Genomic DNA, 16662 nt, shown 5'->3' on the forward strand with positions numbered 1-16662 from the left:
CGCTAATTGACTCGCGGCCGGGGCGAAATCGAGTGACCATGCCGCCATGTCGGCAGAAGTGCGCGTGGTGGCCGGAGTCGTCCAAGGCCGGTGGGAGTCCGATGTCGCAGTCTTCCGCGGGATCCCGTACGCGGCGCCGCCGGTCGGGGCCGGCCGGTTCGCGGCGCCGCGGGCGGTGGAGCGCTGGGACGGCGTACGGGCGGCTTTGTCGTACGGTCCGGCCGCCCCGCAGAGTTCGGGAAACACCGAGGACGACGACTGGCTGACGGTCAATGTCTGGTCGCCCGTGCTGGACCGGGCGGCGAAGCTTCCGGTGATGGTGTGGATTCACGGCGGCGCGTACGTGATCGGGGCCGCCAGCCAGCCGGAGTTCGACGGCAGCCGGGTTGCCCGCGAGGGTCGCGTCGTGCTGGTGAGCTTCAACTACCGCCTCGGTGTGGAGGGATTCGCCTCCATCGCGGGGGCACCGGACAACCGCGGGTTGCTCGATCAGGTGGCCGCGCTGGAATGGGTGCGGGACAACATCGCCGGGTTCGGCGGCGACCCGGGGCAGGTGACGGTCTTCGGGGAGTCGGCCGGTGGGGGTTCGGTGGCCGCGCTGCTCGCCATGCCGCGGGCGGCCGGGCTGTTCCGGCGGGCGATCGCGCAAAGCGTTCCCGGCACGTTCTTCTCGCCCGAGCTGGCGGCCGACATCGCTGCCGCCTGCGCAGCCGAGCTCGATCTGCGGCCCACCGTCGGCGACCTGGCCGGCGTCGACCCGGACCTGCTGGTGGCGGCCGCGGACGCGGTCACCGCTGGGAAGGCGGACCGCTGGGGCCCGGCCGGGTACCGCTCGGTTCTGTTCGCCCCCGTCGTCGACGGCGACGTCCTGCCGCAGACGCCGTGGCAGGCCTTGGCCGCCGGCGCGGCGCGGGAGGTCACCCTGCTCGCCGGGCACACCCGCGACGAACAGCGGCTGTTCACCGCGATGACCGGATTGCTGGGTCAGATCACGCCGGCCGCCGCGGCCGAGGCCTTGGACATCCTCGCGCCCGCCCCGGACGGCGCCCGGCGCTACCGGTCGGCCTTTCCGGACGCGGGGCCCGACGAGCTGTACGAGCTGGTGAACTCCGACTGGTTGTTCCGGATGCCGTCCGTACGCCTGGCCGACGCGCACATCGCGGGCGGCGGCCGGGCTTTCGTCTACGAACTGACGTGGGCCGCGCCGGAACTGGGCGCCTGCCACGGACTGGACATCCCGCTCCTGTTCGGCAATGGGCCCACTTTGCCTCTGAGCGCCGAGCCCGGCTCGGACGCGGCTGCCGTGTCGAAGCAGATGCGCACCGCTTGGACCGCCTTCGCCGCCCACGGCGACCCCGGCTGGGCCGCCTACGACGTCGCCGGCCACCTGACCCGGATCTTCGACGTGCCCGGTGCCGTTATGCCGTACCCGGAAAGCTCTTCGCTCGAGATCTGGAAGGACCACCCCTTCGCGCCGCTCGAACGGTGAGGCTTGCGGTGGCAACGAAATGGTGCTGATCATGCTAGCACCATGAGGTGGACAGTTGATCATTCGTCGCGGGAGCTGCTGCAGCACCAGATCGCGGGCTGCGTCCGGCACGGCGTGGCCTCGGGCGAGCTGGCGGTGGGGGAGCAGCTGCCACCCGCGGCCGAGCTGGCCGAGGCGCTGTCGGTCGACCGCAACACGGTGCTGGCCGCGTATCGCCAGCTGCGCGACGAGAACCTGCTCGAATTCCGCCGTGGCCGCGGGGCCCGGGTCGCCTCGGCCGTGACCGAGCCGGCCCCGGTCACCGAGGCGGCGCAGAGCCTGGTCGCCCTGGCCCGGGAACACGGCCTCGGCCGCGGTGACCTGATCCGCCTCATCGAAAAGCTGACCTGACCCACCGGAGGGCGGAACCATGACAGCCATCGCCGTCTACACCGGGCGTGCCACCAATTGGCCGTTCGTCGTGGTGAGCGCCGCGCTCGCCGTGCCTTTGCTGACGCTTGGAAACGCGGACTACGTCGTACCTCTGCTGGTTGCCGCGGCCGCCGTTCTGGTCAACGTGCTGACGGCCTCGAGCATCCGCACGGCCGCCGGCCCCAACGGCGTCAGCGTCCGCTTCGGCCTGCTCGGCCGGCCCCGCGCCACCTACCGCCTCGACCAGATCGAGCGGGCCGAGGTGGTCGACCTGCCCCTGTGGAACGTCTCGTGGGGCTTCTGGTGGACGATGCGCGGCACCTACTGCACCGTGCGCTCCGGTCCCGCGCTGCGCCTGACCCTGCGTACGGGCCGGACCGTGACCGTCACCGTCCCCGACCCGCAGGCCGCCGTGGCCGCGATCGGATCAGGGAACCGCGGCGGCTACTAATTCCTGGTAGGCGGCTACGCCGTCGGGGTCGAGGTAGCTGCCGGCGGGGACGGACGTGGCGCCGAGGTACCAGTTGTCGAGTTGCCAGTAGCTGATGATGCGGAAGTTGCGGGCGGTCAGCCAGGTTCGGGAGGCGCGGATGGCCGGGCCGCGGGAGGCGCGGGTGCCCTGGTCGTCGTCGATGCCCCACTCGGGGAGGGTCAGGGGGCGGCCTTGCGTGGAGAAGGCGTTGTACCAGCGGATCATGCGCGGGTCGGCGCCCACGCTGACCGGGTCGTCGGGCTCGCTGCCGCGGGTGCTGGCCTGCCAGTACAGGTCGAAGCCGTAGGCATCGGCCGAGGCGGCGGGGACGATCCAGTCGCGGATCTCGTTGTCGCCGCCGGTGCCGTTGTTGGTGACCCGGGTCGAGCCTGAACGCCACTGGTACGACATGTAGATGGGGACGACGTTGACGTTCGGATTGACCGTCTTGGCGATGGCGTAGACGCGCTGGAACGCGGCCACGAACTGGACGCCGGTCATGTCGTTCTCGGGCTCGTGGTTGTACGTGAGATAGCTGTCGGCCGGCATGGCGGCGGCGATGTTCTGGATCTCGGAGTCGCAGGTGCCGGCGGCCACGGCGGTCGGCGTGCACGAGGTCTTGAACGAGTACCAGAGCGTGGCGCCGTACGTGTTGTGGCAGGTCAGGGCGTCGGCCGGCGGCAGCTGGCCGGCCGAGGCGAAGACGCGGCGGATGCCCAGGTTGCCGAGGTGGGTCCGCTCGTCGAGGAAGCCGGCGCAGGTGTTGCCGCTGCCGACCACGTCGGCGGCCGACGTCGTGGCGCCGACGGCGAGCGTGGGGAGGGCCGCCGCCTGGACGGGGGCCGGGCCCGCGGCGATCGCGAGCAGGAGGGCGACGTGCGAGGCACCTATCATGCCCGAACGCTAAGGCGGCCCATTGATAGATCGCCATACGGGAATGCGCGAAGAGTTATTCACTCATTACGAAGAGCAATGGTTCATGGTTCGCCGCGGCGGAGCGAGCCGACGACCAGGCGGTCGACGCTGGCGTCGAGGGCGCTGTCGTCGCCCAGTTCGCCGAAGGCCCGCAGCATGTCCTTGATGTCGGCGTGCACCCGCGGGCTGCGGGTGCGCAGCTGGGCGACCATCTCGTCGACGCGCTTGGTCAGCTCGTCGCGGGTGTCCACCACCTCGTTCAGCAGGCCCAGTTCGGCCGCACGGGCGGCGGACAGCGGGTCGCCGGTGGCCGTGAGCCAGAACGCCTCGCGGCGGCCGACGACGCGCGGCAGCCAGGCCAGCACCAGGGCCGGGGCCAGGCCGATGCCCACCTCGGGGAAGCGGAAGGTCGCCTGTCGTACGGCCACGGCGACGTCGAACGCCGCAACCAGGCCGACCCCGAAGCCGGCCGCGTCGCCCTGCACCTCGGCCACGGTGACCAGCTTCGTGCGCCGGGCCGCGCGGGTCACCCGAGCGAGTGCTTCGGCTTCCCCGCGTACGTCGGAAGGGGTTGACCCACCCCGATCACGGCCCAGACAGAAGACGTCTCCAGCGGCGCGCAACCGCAGAATGTGGGCGCCCGGCGGCGGATCCGACAGTACGCCCGTCAGTTCGTCACACAATGCGATGCTGAACAGGTTCTGCGGCGGGCGGTCCAGCTCCGCCGTGATCACGCCGTCAGTGGTCTCGAAACGCATCAGTTCAACCTCCCGGTCGCGATCCCGCCGTACCAGTCCACGTCGTCGGTCGCCGTCCGCACGGTCACCGCCCGCACGTGGGTGAAGTCGTGGAACGACTCCCAGCCGCCCTCACGGCCGATGCCGCTCTGCTTCAAGCCGCCCCACGGCGATGACGGGTCGAGCCGGTGATGGTCGTTCACCCAGACCATTCCGGCCTCCAGGCGCGACGCCACCCGGTGCCCGCGGGCGATGTCGCGCGTCCACACGGCCGAGCCCAGCGCGAACGGGGAGTCGTTGGCGAGGGCGACCGCCTCGTCCTCGTCGTCGAACGGGATCACCACGACCACCGGGCCGAAGATCTCCTCGCGAGCCACGGCCATGTCGTTGGTGACATCAGCCAGCACGGTCGGCTGCACGAAGAAGCCGCCCTCGAAGCCGGGCACGGTGGCGGCTCGGCCGCCGGTGACCACGCGGGCGCCGGATTTCTCGATGGTCGCCAGGATGCGGTCCCGGGCCCGGGCCGAGATCACCGGGCCGAGCTGGGTGGCCGCATCGGCCGGGTCCCCGATCCGGATGTTCTCCGCGATCGTCGCCAGGGCGGTCACGAACTCGTCGTGGATGCTGCGCTGCACGAGCAGGCGGCTGCCCGCGATGCAGGTCTGGCCGGCCCCGATGAACCCGCCGAAGGCCGCGCCGCGGGCGGCCACCTCGATCGGGGTGTCTTCGAAGAACAGCACCGGCGACTTGCCGCCCAGCTCGAGCGTCGTCTTGGCGAAGCGCTGAGCCGCCGCCGTCGCGATCGACCGGCCGGGTTCGGTGCCGCCGGTGAACACGACCTTCTTGACCAGCGGGTGCTCGCACAGTGCGGCCCCGACCACCGGACCGAGGCCGTTGATCACGTTGAGCACGCCGTCCGGGATGCCGGCCTCGTGGGCGATGTCGGCCAGCAGCATCGCGGTCAGCGGCGTCTGCTCGGACGGCTTCAGCACCACCGAGTTGCCGGTGGCCAGGGCGGGCGCCAGCGACTTCGAAGCGATCATCATGGGGTGGTTGAACGAGGCCAGGATCGTCACCACGCCGAGCGGCAGCCGGCTCGTGTACGAGTGGTACGGCCCCGGCATCGGCACCACGGCGTCGCGGTCGGCCAGCAGCAGCGAGGCGTTGTAGCGGTACCACTCGGGCAGCCGGGTGATCTGCGCCTTCGTCTCGGTCAGGGGCCGGCCGTTGTTGGCCGTCTCGAGGCGGTACAGGTCGTCCATCCGCTCGGCGATCCCGTCGGCGAACCGGTGCAGAATGCGCGAGCGCTCGTGGATCGGCATGCGGCTCCACACGCCCGAGTCGAAGCTCTCCTGCGCGACCCGCACGACCTCCTCGACATCGGCCGCGTCGGCGCTGTCGGCCACCGCGAGCACCCCGCCCGTGGAGGGGTTGATGACGTCGAGCCGGGGGCCGCGGCCGGCCAGGATCCGGCCGCCGATACGCAGGCCGGTGGGGATCTTCACCTCGGTCATGTCCGGACGCTATCCAGGCCCGCGGCCGGGGTCACTGACGCCGGACGTCATCGACCGCGGCCGGACTCACAGGTGACGCCACTGTTCCCGGAAGCGAAGACGGCCAAGCTGCGGGGGACGAATGACAGGAAGCGAGGCCAAGCCGTGAGACTGGGTTACTTCTCGATGCCGCTGCACCCGCTCGGCCGCACCTGGGCCGACACCCTCCGCGAGGACCGCGAGGCCGTGATCCTGGCCGACTCGCTGGGCTTCCACGACGCGTTCATCGGCGAGCACCTGACCGACCGGCACGAGAACATCACCAACAGCCTGCTCTTCCTGGCCACGCTCATCTCCGAAACCCGGCAGATCAAGCTGGCCACCGGCACCACCAACCTGTCGCAGCAGCATCCCGTGCTGATCGCGGCCAACTCGGCGATGTTCGACCACCTGGCCGGCGGCCGGTTCATCCTCGGCATCAGCCCGGGCGCGCTGGCCTCCGACGCCGAGGCGCTGGGCATCCTGGCCGAGGACCGCAACAAGATGTTCGCCGAGGCCATCGATATCATCACGGCGGTCTGGGAATCGGAACCGCCGTACGCGATCGACCTGCCCGGCAACCGCTTCAAGGTGACCACCGAGTCCACCATGGACAGCGACTTCGGCGTCGGCTATCTGCCCAAGCCGTTGCAGCAGCCGCGGCCCGAGATCGTCGGCACGGTGGTGGCGCCGTTCAGCAAAGGCGTCATCGCCATGGGCAAGCGCGACTTCCACCCGCTGTCGGCCAACTTCCTGCTGCCGCAGTGGGTGGCCACGCACTGGCCCAACTACGTGCAGGGCAAGGAAGAGGCCGGTCAGACCGCCGACACGGCCGACTGGCGTGTGGCCCGCACGGTCTTCGTGGCCGACGACGAGGCCACAGCTGAGGCCTATGGCCGGGCCGACGAAAACAGCCCGTACCGCTTCTACTACTCGCAGATGTTCAAGAAGATGCGCAAGCTGGGCCGCCTCGAGCTGTTCAAGACCCGCCGCGACCAGCCGGACGACGAGGTCACGCTGGACGGGATCCTCGACAAGCTGGTCATCACCGGCACCCCCGAATCGGTGACCGAGCAGATCCTGGCCTTCCGCGAGGAGGTCGGCGACTTCGGCGAGCTGGTCTACGCCGGGCTCGACTGGGCCGACCCGCGGCTGGCCCGCCGCTCGATGGAGCTGATGGCGCAGAAGGTGATGCCGGACGTCAACGCGGCGCTGGCGTGAGCGCCGACCGGATGCCCCTGCCGGCCGAGCTGACACCGGCCCAGAAAGAGGCCGCGGCCCGGCTGGCCGGCGGTCCGCGGGGCGCGCTGTTCGGCCCGTTCGTGCCGCTGCTGCGCAGTCCCGAGCTGATGACGCGGCTGCAGCTGGTGGGGGAGTACCTGCGGTTCGGCAGCGTGCTCGACGACGATCTGGTCGAGCTGGTGGTTCTCATCGTGGCCCGGCAGTGGGATCAGGATTTCGAGTACGGGTTCCATCAACCACTGGCACTGAAGGCGGGGCTCCCGCCGTCGGTCGTCGAGGCCGTGGCGCGCGCCGAGAAGCCGGCGGGCCGTCCCGAGATCGTGGTGATCTGGGACCTGCTCGACGAGGTGCACCGGACGCGGCAGGTCGGCGACGAGACGTACGGGAAAGCAATTGACCTGCTGGGGGAGGAGCGCGTGGTCGAGGTCGTCGGCACGGCCGGCTACTACACGACGCTCGCCATGACCATGAACGTCGCGCGGACGCCCCCGCCCGAGGACGCGCCGCGCCTGCCCGCCCGGGAGTGCGCATGACAGTTCCGCTGGTGTTGCTGCATCCGCTCGGGGTCGACCACCGCTTCTGGGATCCCGTGCGGTCGTTGTTCGAGCCCGACCTGATCACCCCGGATCTGGCCGGCGCCACCATCGAGGAGATGGCCGACGGCCTGGAGCTCACGGAACCGGTCGACCTGGCCGGCGTCTCGCTGGGTGGGCTGGTCGCGCAGGTGCTTGCCTCGAAACGGCCGGATCTGGTGCGCCGGCTCGTGCTCGTCGACACGGTGGCCGTCTATCCCGAGGCGATGCGCCGGATGTGGCGTGAAAGGGCTTCCCTCGTACGGCGGGAAGGTCTTGCGCCGATTCTCGACCCGACGCAGAAGCTGTGGTTCACCGAGGCCGCCCCGCCCGAGGCCGTCTCCCGGGTGCGGGCCCTGCTGCTGTCGGGCGACCCGTCGCTCTACGCGCGCACGTGCGAGGCGCTGGCCGCCGCCGACACCACCAGCCTGGCCCCGGGCATCAAGGCGCCGACGCTGGTGCTGTGCGGCAAGCACGACGCGCCCCCGTTCCACGCCGCGGCCGACTGGTTCGCCGGAAACCTGCCGGACGTGACGGTCACCTGGCTGCCGGGCGCGCACGGCACCGCCTACGAGCACCCGCACGCCTTCGCCGACGCCGTGGCGGCCTTCCTCGAGTAGGGGAAGAATCGGCCGCATGAAGGCCATCATCTACCGCGACAACGGCGGCCCCGAGGTTCTGCAACTGCTCGACCGAGAGGTTCCCGCGCCGGGACCGGGTGAGGTCCGGGTCCGGATCGCCGTCAGCGGCGTCAACCCGACCGACTGGAAGACCCGCGCCGGCGCCACCAACCCCAAGCAGTTCCCCGAGGTCACGCCCCACCTTGACGGCGCCGGCACGGTCGACGCGGTCGGCGACGGGGTCGACCCGGGCCGGGTCGGCCAGCGGGTCTGGGTGTTCATGGCCACCGCCGGGCGCCCCACCGGCACGGCCGCCGAGTTCACGGTGGTGGCGGCCGACCGGGCGGTGCCGCTGCCGGACGACGTGAGCTTCGACGTCGGCGCCTCGCTCGGCGTGCCCGCGCTGACCGCCCACCGCGCGCTCACCGTGGGCGAGGACGGCCCGAGCCGGCTGCACCCCGGCGCGCTCGAGGGCAAGGTGGTGCTGGCCGCGGGCGGCGCGGGCGCCGTGGGCCACGCGGCGATCCAGCTCGCGCGGTGGGCCGGGGCCACGGTGATCAGCACCATCAGCGGTCCCGAGAAGGCCCGGCTGGCCACCGCGGCCGGCGCGCACCATGTCGTCAACTACCGCGAGGGCGATCCGGCCGCCGCGATTCGCGCGATCGCCCCCGACGGGGTCGACATCATCGCCGAGGTGGCGCTGGGCGCGAACCTGGCGCTCGATCTGGCTGTTCTCCGCACGCGCGGCACCATCTCGACGTACGCCAATGACGGCGGCAAGCCGGTCGAGCTCGACGTGCGGCAGAACATGACGCTGAACACGCGGTTCCAGTTCCTCGTGCTCTACACGGTCGGCCCGGCGGCGCTCGCGGCCGCCGCCGAGGACGTCGCCGCCGCGGTGGCCGACGGCGCCCTGCCGGTCGGCGAGGAGCACGGCCTGCCGCTGACCCGCTTCCCGCTGGCCGAAACCGCCGCCGCGCACCAGGCGGTCGAGGACGGCACGGTCGGCAAGGTGCTGGTGGACGTCTCCTCGTGACGCTCAGGGCAGCCGCTCGATCTTCCCGGTGCGCGCCGAGCGGGTGACGGCCTCGAAGGTGTCCGCGTTGGCCAGCATTTCCTCGTACGAGACCGGGTAGGGATCGCCGCCCTCGGCCGCCCGCGCGAATGCCTCGAGGTTGGCCCGCACCGACGGGTGCGGCGGGCTGAACTCGGTCGCCGGCTCGCCGCCGCGGAACACCGTGGTGACGTCCCAGCCGCGCGGGTTCTCGGGATGGTTGCGGTCGCGGATCTCCATCCAGCCCTGGGATCCGAGCACGGTCACCCGGCCCGCGAAGGGCGTGGTGAGCACGGCCGTGATGAGGGCGGTCCGGCCGCCCTCGAAGCCCAGCGTGACGGTCAGTGTGTCGCCGTTGGCGAATCCGGTGGCCAGCGTGCCGAGCCGGGCCCACACCTCGACCGGGCGGCCGAAGACGGCGATGGCCAGGTCGACCAGGTGGATGCCGGTGGCCGACAGCGGGCCGACCGGGGCGGCCGTGGCCGACAGCCGCCAGTTGTCCGGCGGCAGGGCGAGGAACTTGTCCTGGCTGAAGTTGCCCTCGAAGACCAGGGGAGTGCCGAGCTCGCCGTCGCCGCACATCGCCCGTAGCCGTTGCACGGCAGGCTCGAACCGGCGCTCGTGACCGATGCCGAGCTGGACGCCGGCCTTCTCGACCGCGGCGATGGCGGCGCGGGCCTCGGCGCCGGTGGCGGTCAGCGGCTTCTCGCAGAAGACGTGCTTGCCCGCCTCGGCGGCGGCCACGATCTGCTCGGCGTGCCGGCCGTGCGGGGTGCACAAGACGACCGCGTCGACCGAGTCGTCGGCGACGGCTTCCTCGAAGGTTTCCACCGTACGAAGGCCGGACATGCGGTCGCGGGCGGTGTCCGACGGATCCACGCCCAGCACCACCCGCAGGTGCTCGCTGTCGGTCAGGTCGGCGACGATCTTCTGGCCCCACCATCCGAGGCCGGCGACGGCTGCGTTGATCACCCCTGTAGTGAAGCTTCTCCGCTTGTTCTCCTCACTGGCGCAAGCCGTCACCGGGGGCCGCGACAATGACGCCTCCGGACACTCCGATCTCTCAGCCCACGTTGTTCCATGGCGGCATGGACGCAGCGCACTTCCGGCACGTGGTCGGCCACCTCGCGAGCGGGGTCACCGTCATCACCACCGAGACCGGGGACCGCCGGCACGGCATGACCGCGAGCTCGGTGACCTCGCTGTCGGCCGACCCGCCGATGATGCTCGCCTGCATCAACAACGCGGTGCCGACAGCGGCGGCGGTCGCCGACTCCGGCCGGTACGCGGTGAACGTGCTCGGGGACGGTCAGGGCGAACTGGCCCGGCAGTTCGCCACGGCCAGTGACGACAAGTTCCGCGGCGTCGCCGTGCACCCCGGGAAGCTGGGCCTGCCGCTGCTCACCGACGCTCTGGCCCACCTCGAATGTGAGGTGGTGGAGCAGGTCACCGGGGGCACCCACACCATCTTCCTGGGCCGCGTGGTCACCGCCACCGCCACCGCCGGCGACGGGCAGCCGCTCACCTACTTCCGGGGCGGGTTCGGCCGGTTTGCTTTCGCCAAGGACGACGAGGTGTACGGGCGGGCGCGGGAACTCGTGCTGAGCCGGGCCTACCCGGCCGACCAGGCGCTGCCGCTGGAAGACCTGGCCACCCGGCTGGGCGTGGACCAGGCGGCCGCGTTCTACGCGCTCACCCGGCTGTCGTCCGACGGTCTGGTACGCCGGGACGCCGATCGCGGCTACGTCGTGGCGCCGCTCGACGTACGCACCTCGGACGAGACCTTCGACGCCCGGCTCGCGGTCGAACTGGGCGTGCTGTCGCTCTCGCTCGACCGGGTCACCGACGACGAGGTGACCGAGCTGCGCCGCCGCTTCGACGCCATGGCTGCGCTGCTGGTGGGCGAGCGGTTCGTCGACTTCCACGGCTACCTGGACGCCAACTACGCCATGCACGAATACCTGGTCTCGCTGGCCGGGAACCCGCTGCTCACCTCGACGTTCGGCCGCCTCGGCATCAAGAACGTGATGACCCGCTCGTTCGGCGTCACCCCCGAGACGTCCCAGAAGTTCGTCGAGGCCCAGCGCCACCTGGTCGACGGCGTGGCTCACCGCGACGCCGAGTCCGCCCGCCGCGGCGCGATCGAATACTGCGAACTGGCCAAGGAACGCGTACGCGAAATCCTCGTCGCCACGGGCGGGACCCTGTAGGGGCTGGAACTCGTTCTTCGCGCGTCCCGCGGCCGGACGATTGAGTGTACGATCGTCATACAATCTGAGGGGAGTGGTCATGGAACTGGGCGCAGTGGTCACCGGGGCGGCGCGGGGAATCGGGCGCAGTGTGGTCGAGCGGCTGCGGTCGGCCGGTTATCGGGTCGTCGCCCTGGATGTCGCACCCGAGGTGAAAGAGCTGGCCGAGGACGGATGGATCCTCCCGGTCGTCGCTGACGTGACGGCCGACGAGACGCCGGGGGCAGCGGTCGAGCGGGCGGTCGCCAAGTTCGGCCGGCTCGACCTGCTGGTCAACAACGCGGCCCGGTTCCTGCGCCGGCCCGCTCTCGAGACGTCCGATGACGACTTCGACGGTTTGTTCGCCACCAACGTGCGCCCCGCGTTCCGTTTCGCCCGAGCCGCCCTGCCGCGGCTGGCCGACAGCCGCGGCTGCATCGTCAACACCGCCTCCATCTCGGGGCTGATCGGCGTGCCCAACCAGGTCGCCTACGCGATGACCAAGGGCGCCATCGTGCAGCTGACCCGGCAGCTCGCGGTGGAATGGGCGCCCCGGGGCGTACGGGTCAACGCGGTTGCGCCGGGCGCCGTCGACACCGGGTTCATGGACGAGGCCCGCGCGGCCGACCCCGACCCGGCGGCCAGCCTCGCCGTCACGTTGAGCAACCACCCCATCGGGCGCATGTCGACGCCCGACGAGGTGGCTCGCGCGATCGTGTTCCTGGCCGCGCCCGAATCGGCCGGCATCACCGGCACGATCCTGAGCGTGGACGGTGGTTACGTCGCCCGCTGAGCGGCTTCGAGCTCCTCCAGCAGGATCGGCGCGGCGGCGGTCACCCCGTGGATGCCCAGCACCGACGCGATCTCCATGACCTCCAGGATCTCGCGCGGGGTGGCGCCGTAGCCGATGGCGTTCTCGATGTGCAGCTTGAGTCCCCTGACGTACAGGTGGGTGGCCGCCGTGTCGAACGCGATGTAGACGAACTCTTTGACCTTCGGTTCCAGCGTGCCCGTGCGCCAAGGTACCGACGAGAACTCGGTGTATGCCTCGAACATGTCGGGGTCGAGTTCCAGCATCTCGTCCCAGAAGTTGTGCCAGTAGCCGCGCGTCTTCGTGAACTCGGCCTTGAGTTGTTCCTGGCGGTCGTCCAGCGGCGCCGGGCCGTTCCGCAGGCCCTTTTCCTCCAGCACTTCCACGAGGATGGGCACGCCGATGTTCATGGCATGGATGCCCAGCGTCGCCGAGAGCTCCAGCACCTCCATGATTTCCTGCGCTGTGGCGCCGAGGGCCAGGGCGGCCTTGATGTGCTGGCGGACGCCCGGCAGGTACATGTGGGTGGCGTTCGCATCGATGGCGATGTAGATGAACTCCTTCACCTTCGGGTCCAGGACGCCGGAACGCCACGGCACCGCGGAGAAGTTGAGGTAGGCCCGAAGGAAGTCGGGATCGAGGCGGAGGACGCCCTCCCAGGTGTCGCTCCACGTTCCCCGTACGCGAATGAACTCGTCCTTGATTTCCTGCTGCCGTGCCGTGAGTTCCATCGCGGTCAGTCCTTTCGCAGCCAGTTGACGATCTCGGTGTGGTCGGCGCCGGCGTCCAGGACCTCGGCGGCCTGCGCCCAGAGGCCGACCGCGGCTCCCCCGAGCGGGTCCGGGGTGCCCATCTCGGCGGCGAGCCCGGCCGCGATCCGCATGTCCTTGAGCATCAGCCGAAGGCCGAAACCCGAGTCGTAGGTCTCGGGCAGGATGAAGTTCGGCCACTTGTTCTCGGTGGAGCCGCTGCGACCGCTCGAACTGTTGAAGATCGACAGCATGACCGCCGGGTCGAGACCGAACCTCTCCCCGGCCAGCATCGCCTCGCTGGTGACGAGCAGGTGGGTGGCCGACATCAGGTTGTTGAGCGCCTTGACGGCGTGCCCGGCGCCGACCTCGCCGGCCCGGACGGTCGTGCCGAGGCAGGCGAGGATCGGCTCGACGCGGGCCAGATCGGGCGGCGTGCCCCCGGTCATGATGGTGAGTTCTCCGGTACGGGCTCGGGCCACCCCGCCGGAGACGGGCGCGTCGACCAGCGTGACGCCGCGCTGCTGCAGCGAGGCGGCCAGCGCGCGGGTGCGCAGCGGTTCCGACGAACTCATGTCGATCACCACGCTGTCCGGCGCGAATTCCGCTTCGGTCACGACCCGCTCGACCACGTCGGAGTTGGGCAGCATCAGGATGACGGTCGAGGCGTCCCGTAACGCGTCCTCGAGAGACGAGGCGGCTGTGCCTCCGGCCGAGACGAGCGCCTGCCGAGCGGGCTCCGACAGGTCGAATCCGCGCACCACGTGTCCGGCCCCGACCAGCAGGGCTGACATCGGCGCGCCCATGTTGCCGAGCCCGATGAAGGCGATGGTCATACGACTTCCTCCGCCCAATGCGTCGTGCCGAGCGAGATGGCGAGGTGGGTCATGGGGGAGTCGGCCGCCGCGCCGTGCCAATGCCGCTCGCCGGCCGGGATCCAGACGACGTCGCCGGCCCGGATTTCTTCCGGCTCGCCGCCGTCGCTGCAGATCAGCCCGCGCCCGGAGACGATCTGCAGAACCTGACCACCTTCGTGCGAGTGCCAGAAGGTGCGCGCACCGGGGGAGAAGGTCACATTGGCCATGGTCGTGCCGTCGGTCGCGGGCAGGACCGGCTCGAACCAGACCTGGCCGGTCACGGTCATGCGCTGCTCACCTGGTCCACGATCCGACTGTCGGACAATCCTCATGCATCCTCCCGAGGCGCGGTGGAGCCGGCAGAATCCGCGGCCGCGGCGTCGTGCAGCCGGACGCCGCCGGACAGGTCGCCGAGGGCGTCGACGACGGTGTTGCTGATCTCGTCGGCATAGCCGAGGGCACGGGCCAGGCCGAAGCTGGCCAGCGGCCCGGCCGAGTTGGGGCTGGCCACGCCGAGCCGGGCCGCCAGTTCGACGTAGAGATTCACGTCCTTGAGCATCAGCGTGTTGGTCAGACCGCCCTTGAGGTAGTCACCGTGGATGATCTTCGGAAAGCGGTTGAGCGTGGCGAAGTTGACGCCGGAGCTCGCGTTCAGCACGGCGAGCACGGTCTCCAGGTCCAGCTCGGCCTTTCTGGCGGCGACCATCACCTCGGCCGTGGCCGCAAGAGCGGTCGCGTTGAGAAAGTTGTTGAGCAGCTTCACCGTGTGCCCCGCGCCGCTCGGCCCGCAGTGGAAGATGTTGGCCGAGAACAGATCCAGCACGGGACGCGCCCGCTCGAGCTCCCCCGCCTCGCCACCCACCATGAGTGTCAGCGAGCCCTTCTCGGCCGCGGCCGCACCGCCCGAGATTCCCGCATCGAGATAGGCCGTGTCTCGGGAGGCGAGCAACGCGTGCAAGCGGACCGTCGAGTCGGGCGCCGCGGTCGACAGATCGACCACGATCAGCCCGGGCCGGGCATGAGGAAGGAGGTCGGCCATGACCGCCTCGACCACCTTGCTGTCCGGCAGCGAGAGCAGCACGATGTCGCTGCCGTCGACCAGCTCGCCCACCGACGCCGCCGGCTTGGCGCCGGCCGCGGTCACATTCTCCTCTCGTACGTCGTACCCGAGCACTTCCTGGCCGGCCCGCGCGACACAGGCGGCCATCCGTCCGCCCATGTTGCCCAGGCCCACGAAGCCGATCCGCATCAGCACTCCTCTCCGATGGTGGCCGCGAGCCCGGCGAGCACGCCGGAACGGACCGGGGTGAAGCGGGCGAGCGTGTCCGGGTCGTGCCCCGCCACGAGATGGTCGGCCCGCATGGCCTTCAGCCGCTCGAACCCGTCGTACATGTCGATGAGGCTGGCAACCTGGGTGAACGGCATGTTCCGGTCGAGTTCCTCGTAGTAGTGCACGGCGTCGGAGGCGAGCAGCACGACCCCGTCCGTGGTGTCCACGCTGACGACGCTCTGCCCGGGCGTGTGGCCGCCGATCCGTAGCACTCGCACGCCGGGCGCGAGTTCCACCGATGCGTCGAACACACGCACCCGCCCCTGCCGGGAAGCGAGCCGCAGGTGGTCGATCTCGTCGTCCTCCACCGAGTGGTGCACGAGGGTGCGGGTGGCGTACGGGCCGGTCCAGAAGTCGTACTCGGCGGCCGCGATGTGCAGCGGTGAGTTCGCGAACAGGTCGAGGTTGCCGATGTGGTCGTAGTGCGCGTGGGTCACCACGACCGGTGGCCCGGCGGCCCGGTCGACCCCGAGGGCGTCGAACGCGACCGCCGGCTCGATGAGCGTGGTCCGCCGGCGGTTGGCGCCGCCCGTGGCCGAGAACCCGGTGTCGACCACGATCGTCCGCTCGGCGTTGCGCAGCACCCAGAAGAAGTAGTCCATGCCGATCGGGCCGTCGGGTTCGCCGTACAGGTGATAGTTGAGATAGACGTCGCTGCGCACTGTCTCGCGGGTGCCGTACTTGACGACGGTCACCTGATACCGGGAGCTCATGGGATCAGAAGCTGCCCGGCGTTCGTGCCCACCAGGCGCCGGATGTCGTCCTCGCCGACGCCCGCGTCGAGAAGCCCGCGCACGGCCCGGCGGAACAACGTCACCGGCAGCGGGTTGTTCTTCTGGCCCGAGTCCGACGACAGGACAGTACGCTCCACGCCGACCTCTTTGATGAAGGTCAGCAACTCGTCGAGGTCGCGCCGGCGTTCCTCGCGGCCGAAGTACATGACCACGCAGTGTTCGATGGTGACGCCCTTGCGGGCCCACTCGACGGCCTGGCCGACCGACGCGCCCACCACGAAAATGGGATGGTTGACCACGATCCGGCTGATGCCCGCCTCGAGCGCGGCGTCGATCAGCGCCGACGACTCCTCGACCCCGAGGTGCCCGCAGGTGAGCACGGCGTCCTCGGCCGCGATGACCGACAGGATGTCGCGCACCTCGGGCAGCACCGCGCCCCGGTCGTCGAGGATCGTGATGATCTCGTTGGGGCGCAGCTCCACTTCGGACGTGGGGAAGCCCGTGTCGTGGTGCTCGTGGTGCTTCACGTGGGCGTTGGACGAGAGGGTCGGGAACCAGACCATTCGGCCGCCCATCCGCAGCGCCAGCTCCACCGCGTACGGATTGAGACCCCCGACCGTACGGTTGAGGGCGATGCCCCCGTAGACGTCGGTCGGCAGCTCGTCCAGGCCGGCCCCGCGCAGCGCGAGGATGTCGGTGACCATGCTGTGGTGGTGCGACTTGGCCACGATGGCCCGGAAGCCCGCGTCGGATGCGTCCCGGGCGGCGTCGAGAATGCTCATGCGCCGGGGGAACGGGCTCGGGCCGGGGTGCTGGTGCAGGTCGACCGCCCCGACGAGGAGGCCGTCGGCCTGCTCGTCGGGCTGCCGGTTGTCGGATTCGGTGGTGAAGCCGTAGTCGACGATCATG

General features: G+C 70.6%; 19 protein-coding genes. 9 read left to right on the forward strand and 10 right to left on the reverse strand.

Going from position 1 to position 16662, the window contains the following annotated elements; all coding sequences use genetic code 11:
- Positions 1-46: 46 nt before the first annotated feature.
- From OWR29_RS04260 to OWR29_RS04270, 3 genes are read left to right on the forward strand one after another with little or no spacing between them, the layout of a single operon-like run.
- Entirely contained in the window at positions 47-1489 is a 1443-nt protein-coding gene (locus OWR29_RS04260) for a carboxylesterase/lipase family protein (protein WP_267561045.1), read from the forward strand.
- A 42-nt stretch (positions 1490-1531) separates the two neighbouring features.
- Positions 1532-1879 carry a GntR family transcriptional regulator gene (locus OWR29_RS04265; protein WP_267561046.1) on the forward strand — a complete coding sequence of 116 codons (348 nt, stop codon included), beginning with the start codon at positions 1532-1534 and terminating at the stop codon, positions 1877-1879.
- A gap of 19 nt (positions 1880-1898) precedes the next feature.
- A complete protein-coding gene (locus OWR29_RS04270; protein WP_267561047.1) occupies positions 1899-2351 on the forward strand; it encodes a hypothetical protein in 453 nt (150 codons plus the stop codon).
- On the opposite strand, the gene OWR29_RS04275 is transcribed toward OWR29_RS04270, so the two are convergent.
- The 3 genes from OWR29_RS04275 to OWR29_RS04285 all read right to left on the reverse strand — a co-directional run bounded on the left by OWR29_RS04275 (position 2328) and on the right by OWR29_RS04285 (position 5538).
- Positions 2328-3266, reverse strand: a complete 939-nt coding sequence (locus tag OWR29_RS04275; protein ID WP_267561048.1) for a hypothetical protein — start codon at positions 3264-3266, stop codon at positions 2328-2330. The two genes, OWR29_RS04270 and OWR29_RS04275, sit on opposite strands and share 24 nt — an antisense overlap.
- An 83-nt stretch (positions 3267-3349) precedes the next feature.
- Complete coding sequence (locus tag OWR29_RS04280) at positions 3350-4045, reverse strand: enoyl-CoA hydratase/isomerase family protein (RefSeq protein ID WP_267561050.1); 696 nt, start codon at positions 4043-4045, stop codon at positions 3350-3352.
- Entirely contained in the window at positions 4045-5538 is a 1494-nt protein-coding gene (locus OWR29_RS04285) for an aldehyde dehydrogenase (protein WP_267561052.1), read from the reverse strand. Before OWR29_RS04285 ends, OWR29_RS04280 begins: the two co-directional genes overlap by 1 nt.
- Before the next feature lie 144 nt (positions 5539-5682).
- Here OWR29_RS04285 and OWR29_RS04290 point away from each other — a divergent pair, with 144 nt between their 5' ends.
- The 4 genes from OWR29_RS04290 to OWR29_RS04305 are packed head-to-tail and all read left to right on the forward strand — an operon-like array spanning position 5683 to position 9026.
- A complete protein-coding gene (locus OWR29_RS04290; RefSeq protein ID WP_267561053.1) occupies positions 5683-6777 on the forward strand; it encodes an LLM class flavin-dependent oxidoreductase in 1095 nt (364 codons plus the stop codon).
- Positions 6774-7331 (forward strand): carboxymuconolactone decarboxylase family protein, encoded by a 558-nt coding sequence (locus OWR29_RS04295; RefSeq protein ID WP_267561054.1) that lies wholly within the window; start codon positions 6774-6776, stop codon positions 7329-7331. Before OWR29_RS04290 ends, OWR29_RS04295 begins: the two co-directional genes overlap by 4 nt.
- A complete protein-coding gene (locus OWR29_RS04300) occupies positions 7328-7990 on the forward strand; it encodes an alpha/beta fold hydrolase (protein ID WP_267561056.1) in 663 nt (220 codons plus the stop codon). The genes OWR29_RS04295 and OWR29_RS04300 overlap by 4 nt, the downstream gene beginning before the upstream one ends.
- A gap of 16 nt (positions 7991-8006) precedes the next feature.
- Positions 8007-9026, forward strand: coding sequence for an NADPH:quinone reductase (locus tag OWR29_RS04305; protein ID WP_267561060.1), 1020 nt, complete (start codon positions 8007-8009; stop codon positions 9024-9026).
- Between the two features lie 3 nt (positions 9027-9029).
- On the opposite strand, the gene OWR29_RS04310 is transcribed toward OWR29_RS04305, so the two are convergent.
- Complete coding sequence (locus OWR29_RS04310; RefSeq protein WP_267561061.1) at positions 9030-10016, reverse strand: Gfo/Idh/MocA family protein; 987 nt, start codon at positions 10014-10016, stop codon at positions 9030-9032.
- Positions 10017-10132: 116 nt separating this feature from the next.
- On the opposite strand from OWR29_RS04310, the gene OWR29_RS04315 reads away from it, so the two are divergent.
- Both OWR29_RS04315 and OWR29_RS04320 read left to right on the forward strand, forming a co-directional pair.
- The gene (locus OWR29_RS04315) at positions 10133-11254 is read left to right on the forward strand and encodes a flavin reductase (RefSeq protein WP_267561063.1); all 1122 of its coding nucleotides are present in this window, start codon (positions 10133-10135) and stop codon (positions 11252-11254) included.
- Positions 11255-11333: 79 nt separating this feature from the next.
- Positions 11334-12065, forward strand: a complete 732-nt coding sequence (locus OWR29_RS04320) for an SDR family NAD(P)-dependent oxidoreductase (RefSeq protein ID WP_267561065.1) — start codon at positions 11334-11336, stop codon at positions 12063-12065.
- Here OWR29_RS04320 and OWR29_RS04325 read toward each other — a convergent pair.
- The 6 genes from OWR29_RS04325 to OWR29_RS04350 are packed head-to-tail and all read right to left on the reverse strand — an operon-like array spanning position 12050 to position 16661.
- A complete protein-coding gene (locus OWR29_RS04325) occupies positions 12050-12814 on the reverse strand; it encodes a carboxymuconolactone decarboxylase family protein (RefSeq protein WP_267561066.1) in 765 nt (254 codons plus the stop codon). The genes OWR29_RS04320 and OWR29_RS04325 overlap by 16 nt on opposite strands.
- Positions 12815-12819: 5 nt before the next feature.
- Complete coding sequence (locus tag OWR29_RS04330; RefSeq protein WP_267561067.1) at positions 12820-13668, reverse strand: NAD(P)-dependent oxidoreductase; 849 nt, start codon at positions 13666-13668, stop codon at positions 12820-12822.
- Complete coding sequence (locus OWR29_RS04335; RefSeq protein ID WP_267561068.1) at positions 13665-14021, reverse strand: cupin domain-containing protein; 357 nt, start codon at positions 14019-14021, stop codon at positions 13665-13667. Before OWR29_RS04335 ends, OWR29_RS04330 begins: the two co-directional genes overlap by 4 nt.
- Positions 14018-14938 carry an NAD(P)-dependent oxidoreductase gene (locus OWR29_RS04340; RefSeq protein ID WP_267561070.1) on the reverse strand — a complete coding sequence of 307 codons (921 nt, stop codon included), beginning with the start codon at positions 14936-14938 and terminating at the stop codon, positions 14018-14020. The genes OWR29_RS04335 and OWR29_RS04340 overlap by 4 nt, the downstream gene beginning before the upstream one ends.
- Positions 14938-15732 (reverse strand): N-acyl homoserine lactonase family protein, encoded by a 795-nt coding sequence (locus OWR29_RS04345; protein WP_267561072.1) that lies wholly within the window; start codon positions 15730-15732, stop codon positions 14938-14940. The genes OWR29_RS04340 and OWR29_RS04345 overlap by 1 nt, the downstream gene beginning before the upstream one ends.
- Positions 15729-16661 carry a DUF6282 family protein gene (locus OWR29_RS04350; RefSeq protein WP_267561073.1) on the reverse strand — a complete coding sequence of 311 codons (933 nt, stop codon included), beginning with the start codon at positions 16659-16661 and terminating at the stop codon, positions 15729-15731. The genes OWR29_RS04345 and OWR29_RS04350 overlap by 4 nt, the downstream gene beginning before the upstream one ends.
- Position 16662 lies beyond the last annotated feature (1 nt).

The organism is Paractinoplanes pyxinae, from assembly GCF_026626335.1.
GTDB classification, from domain to species: Bacteria; Actinomycetota; Actinomycetes; order Mycobacteriales; family Micromonosporaceae; genus Actinoplanes; species Actinoplanes pyxinae.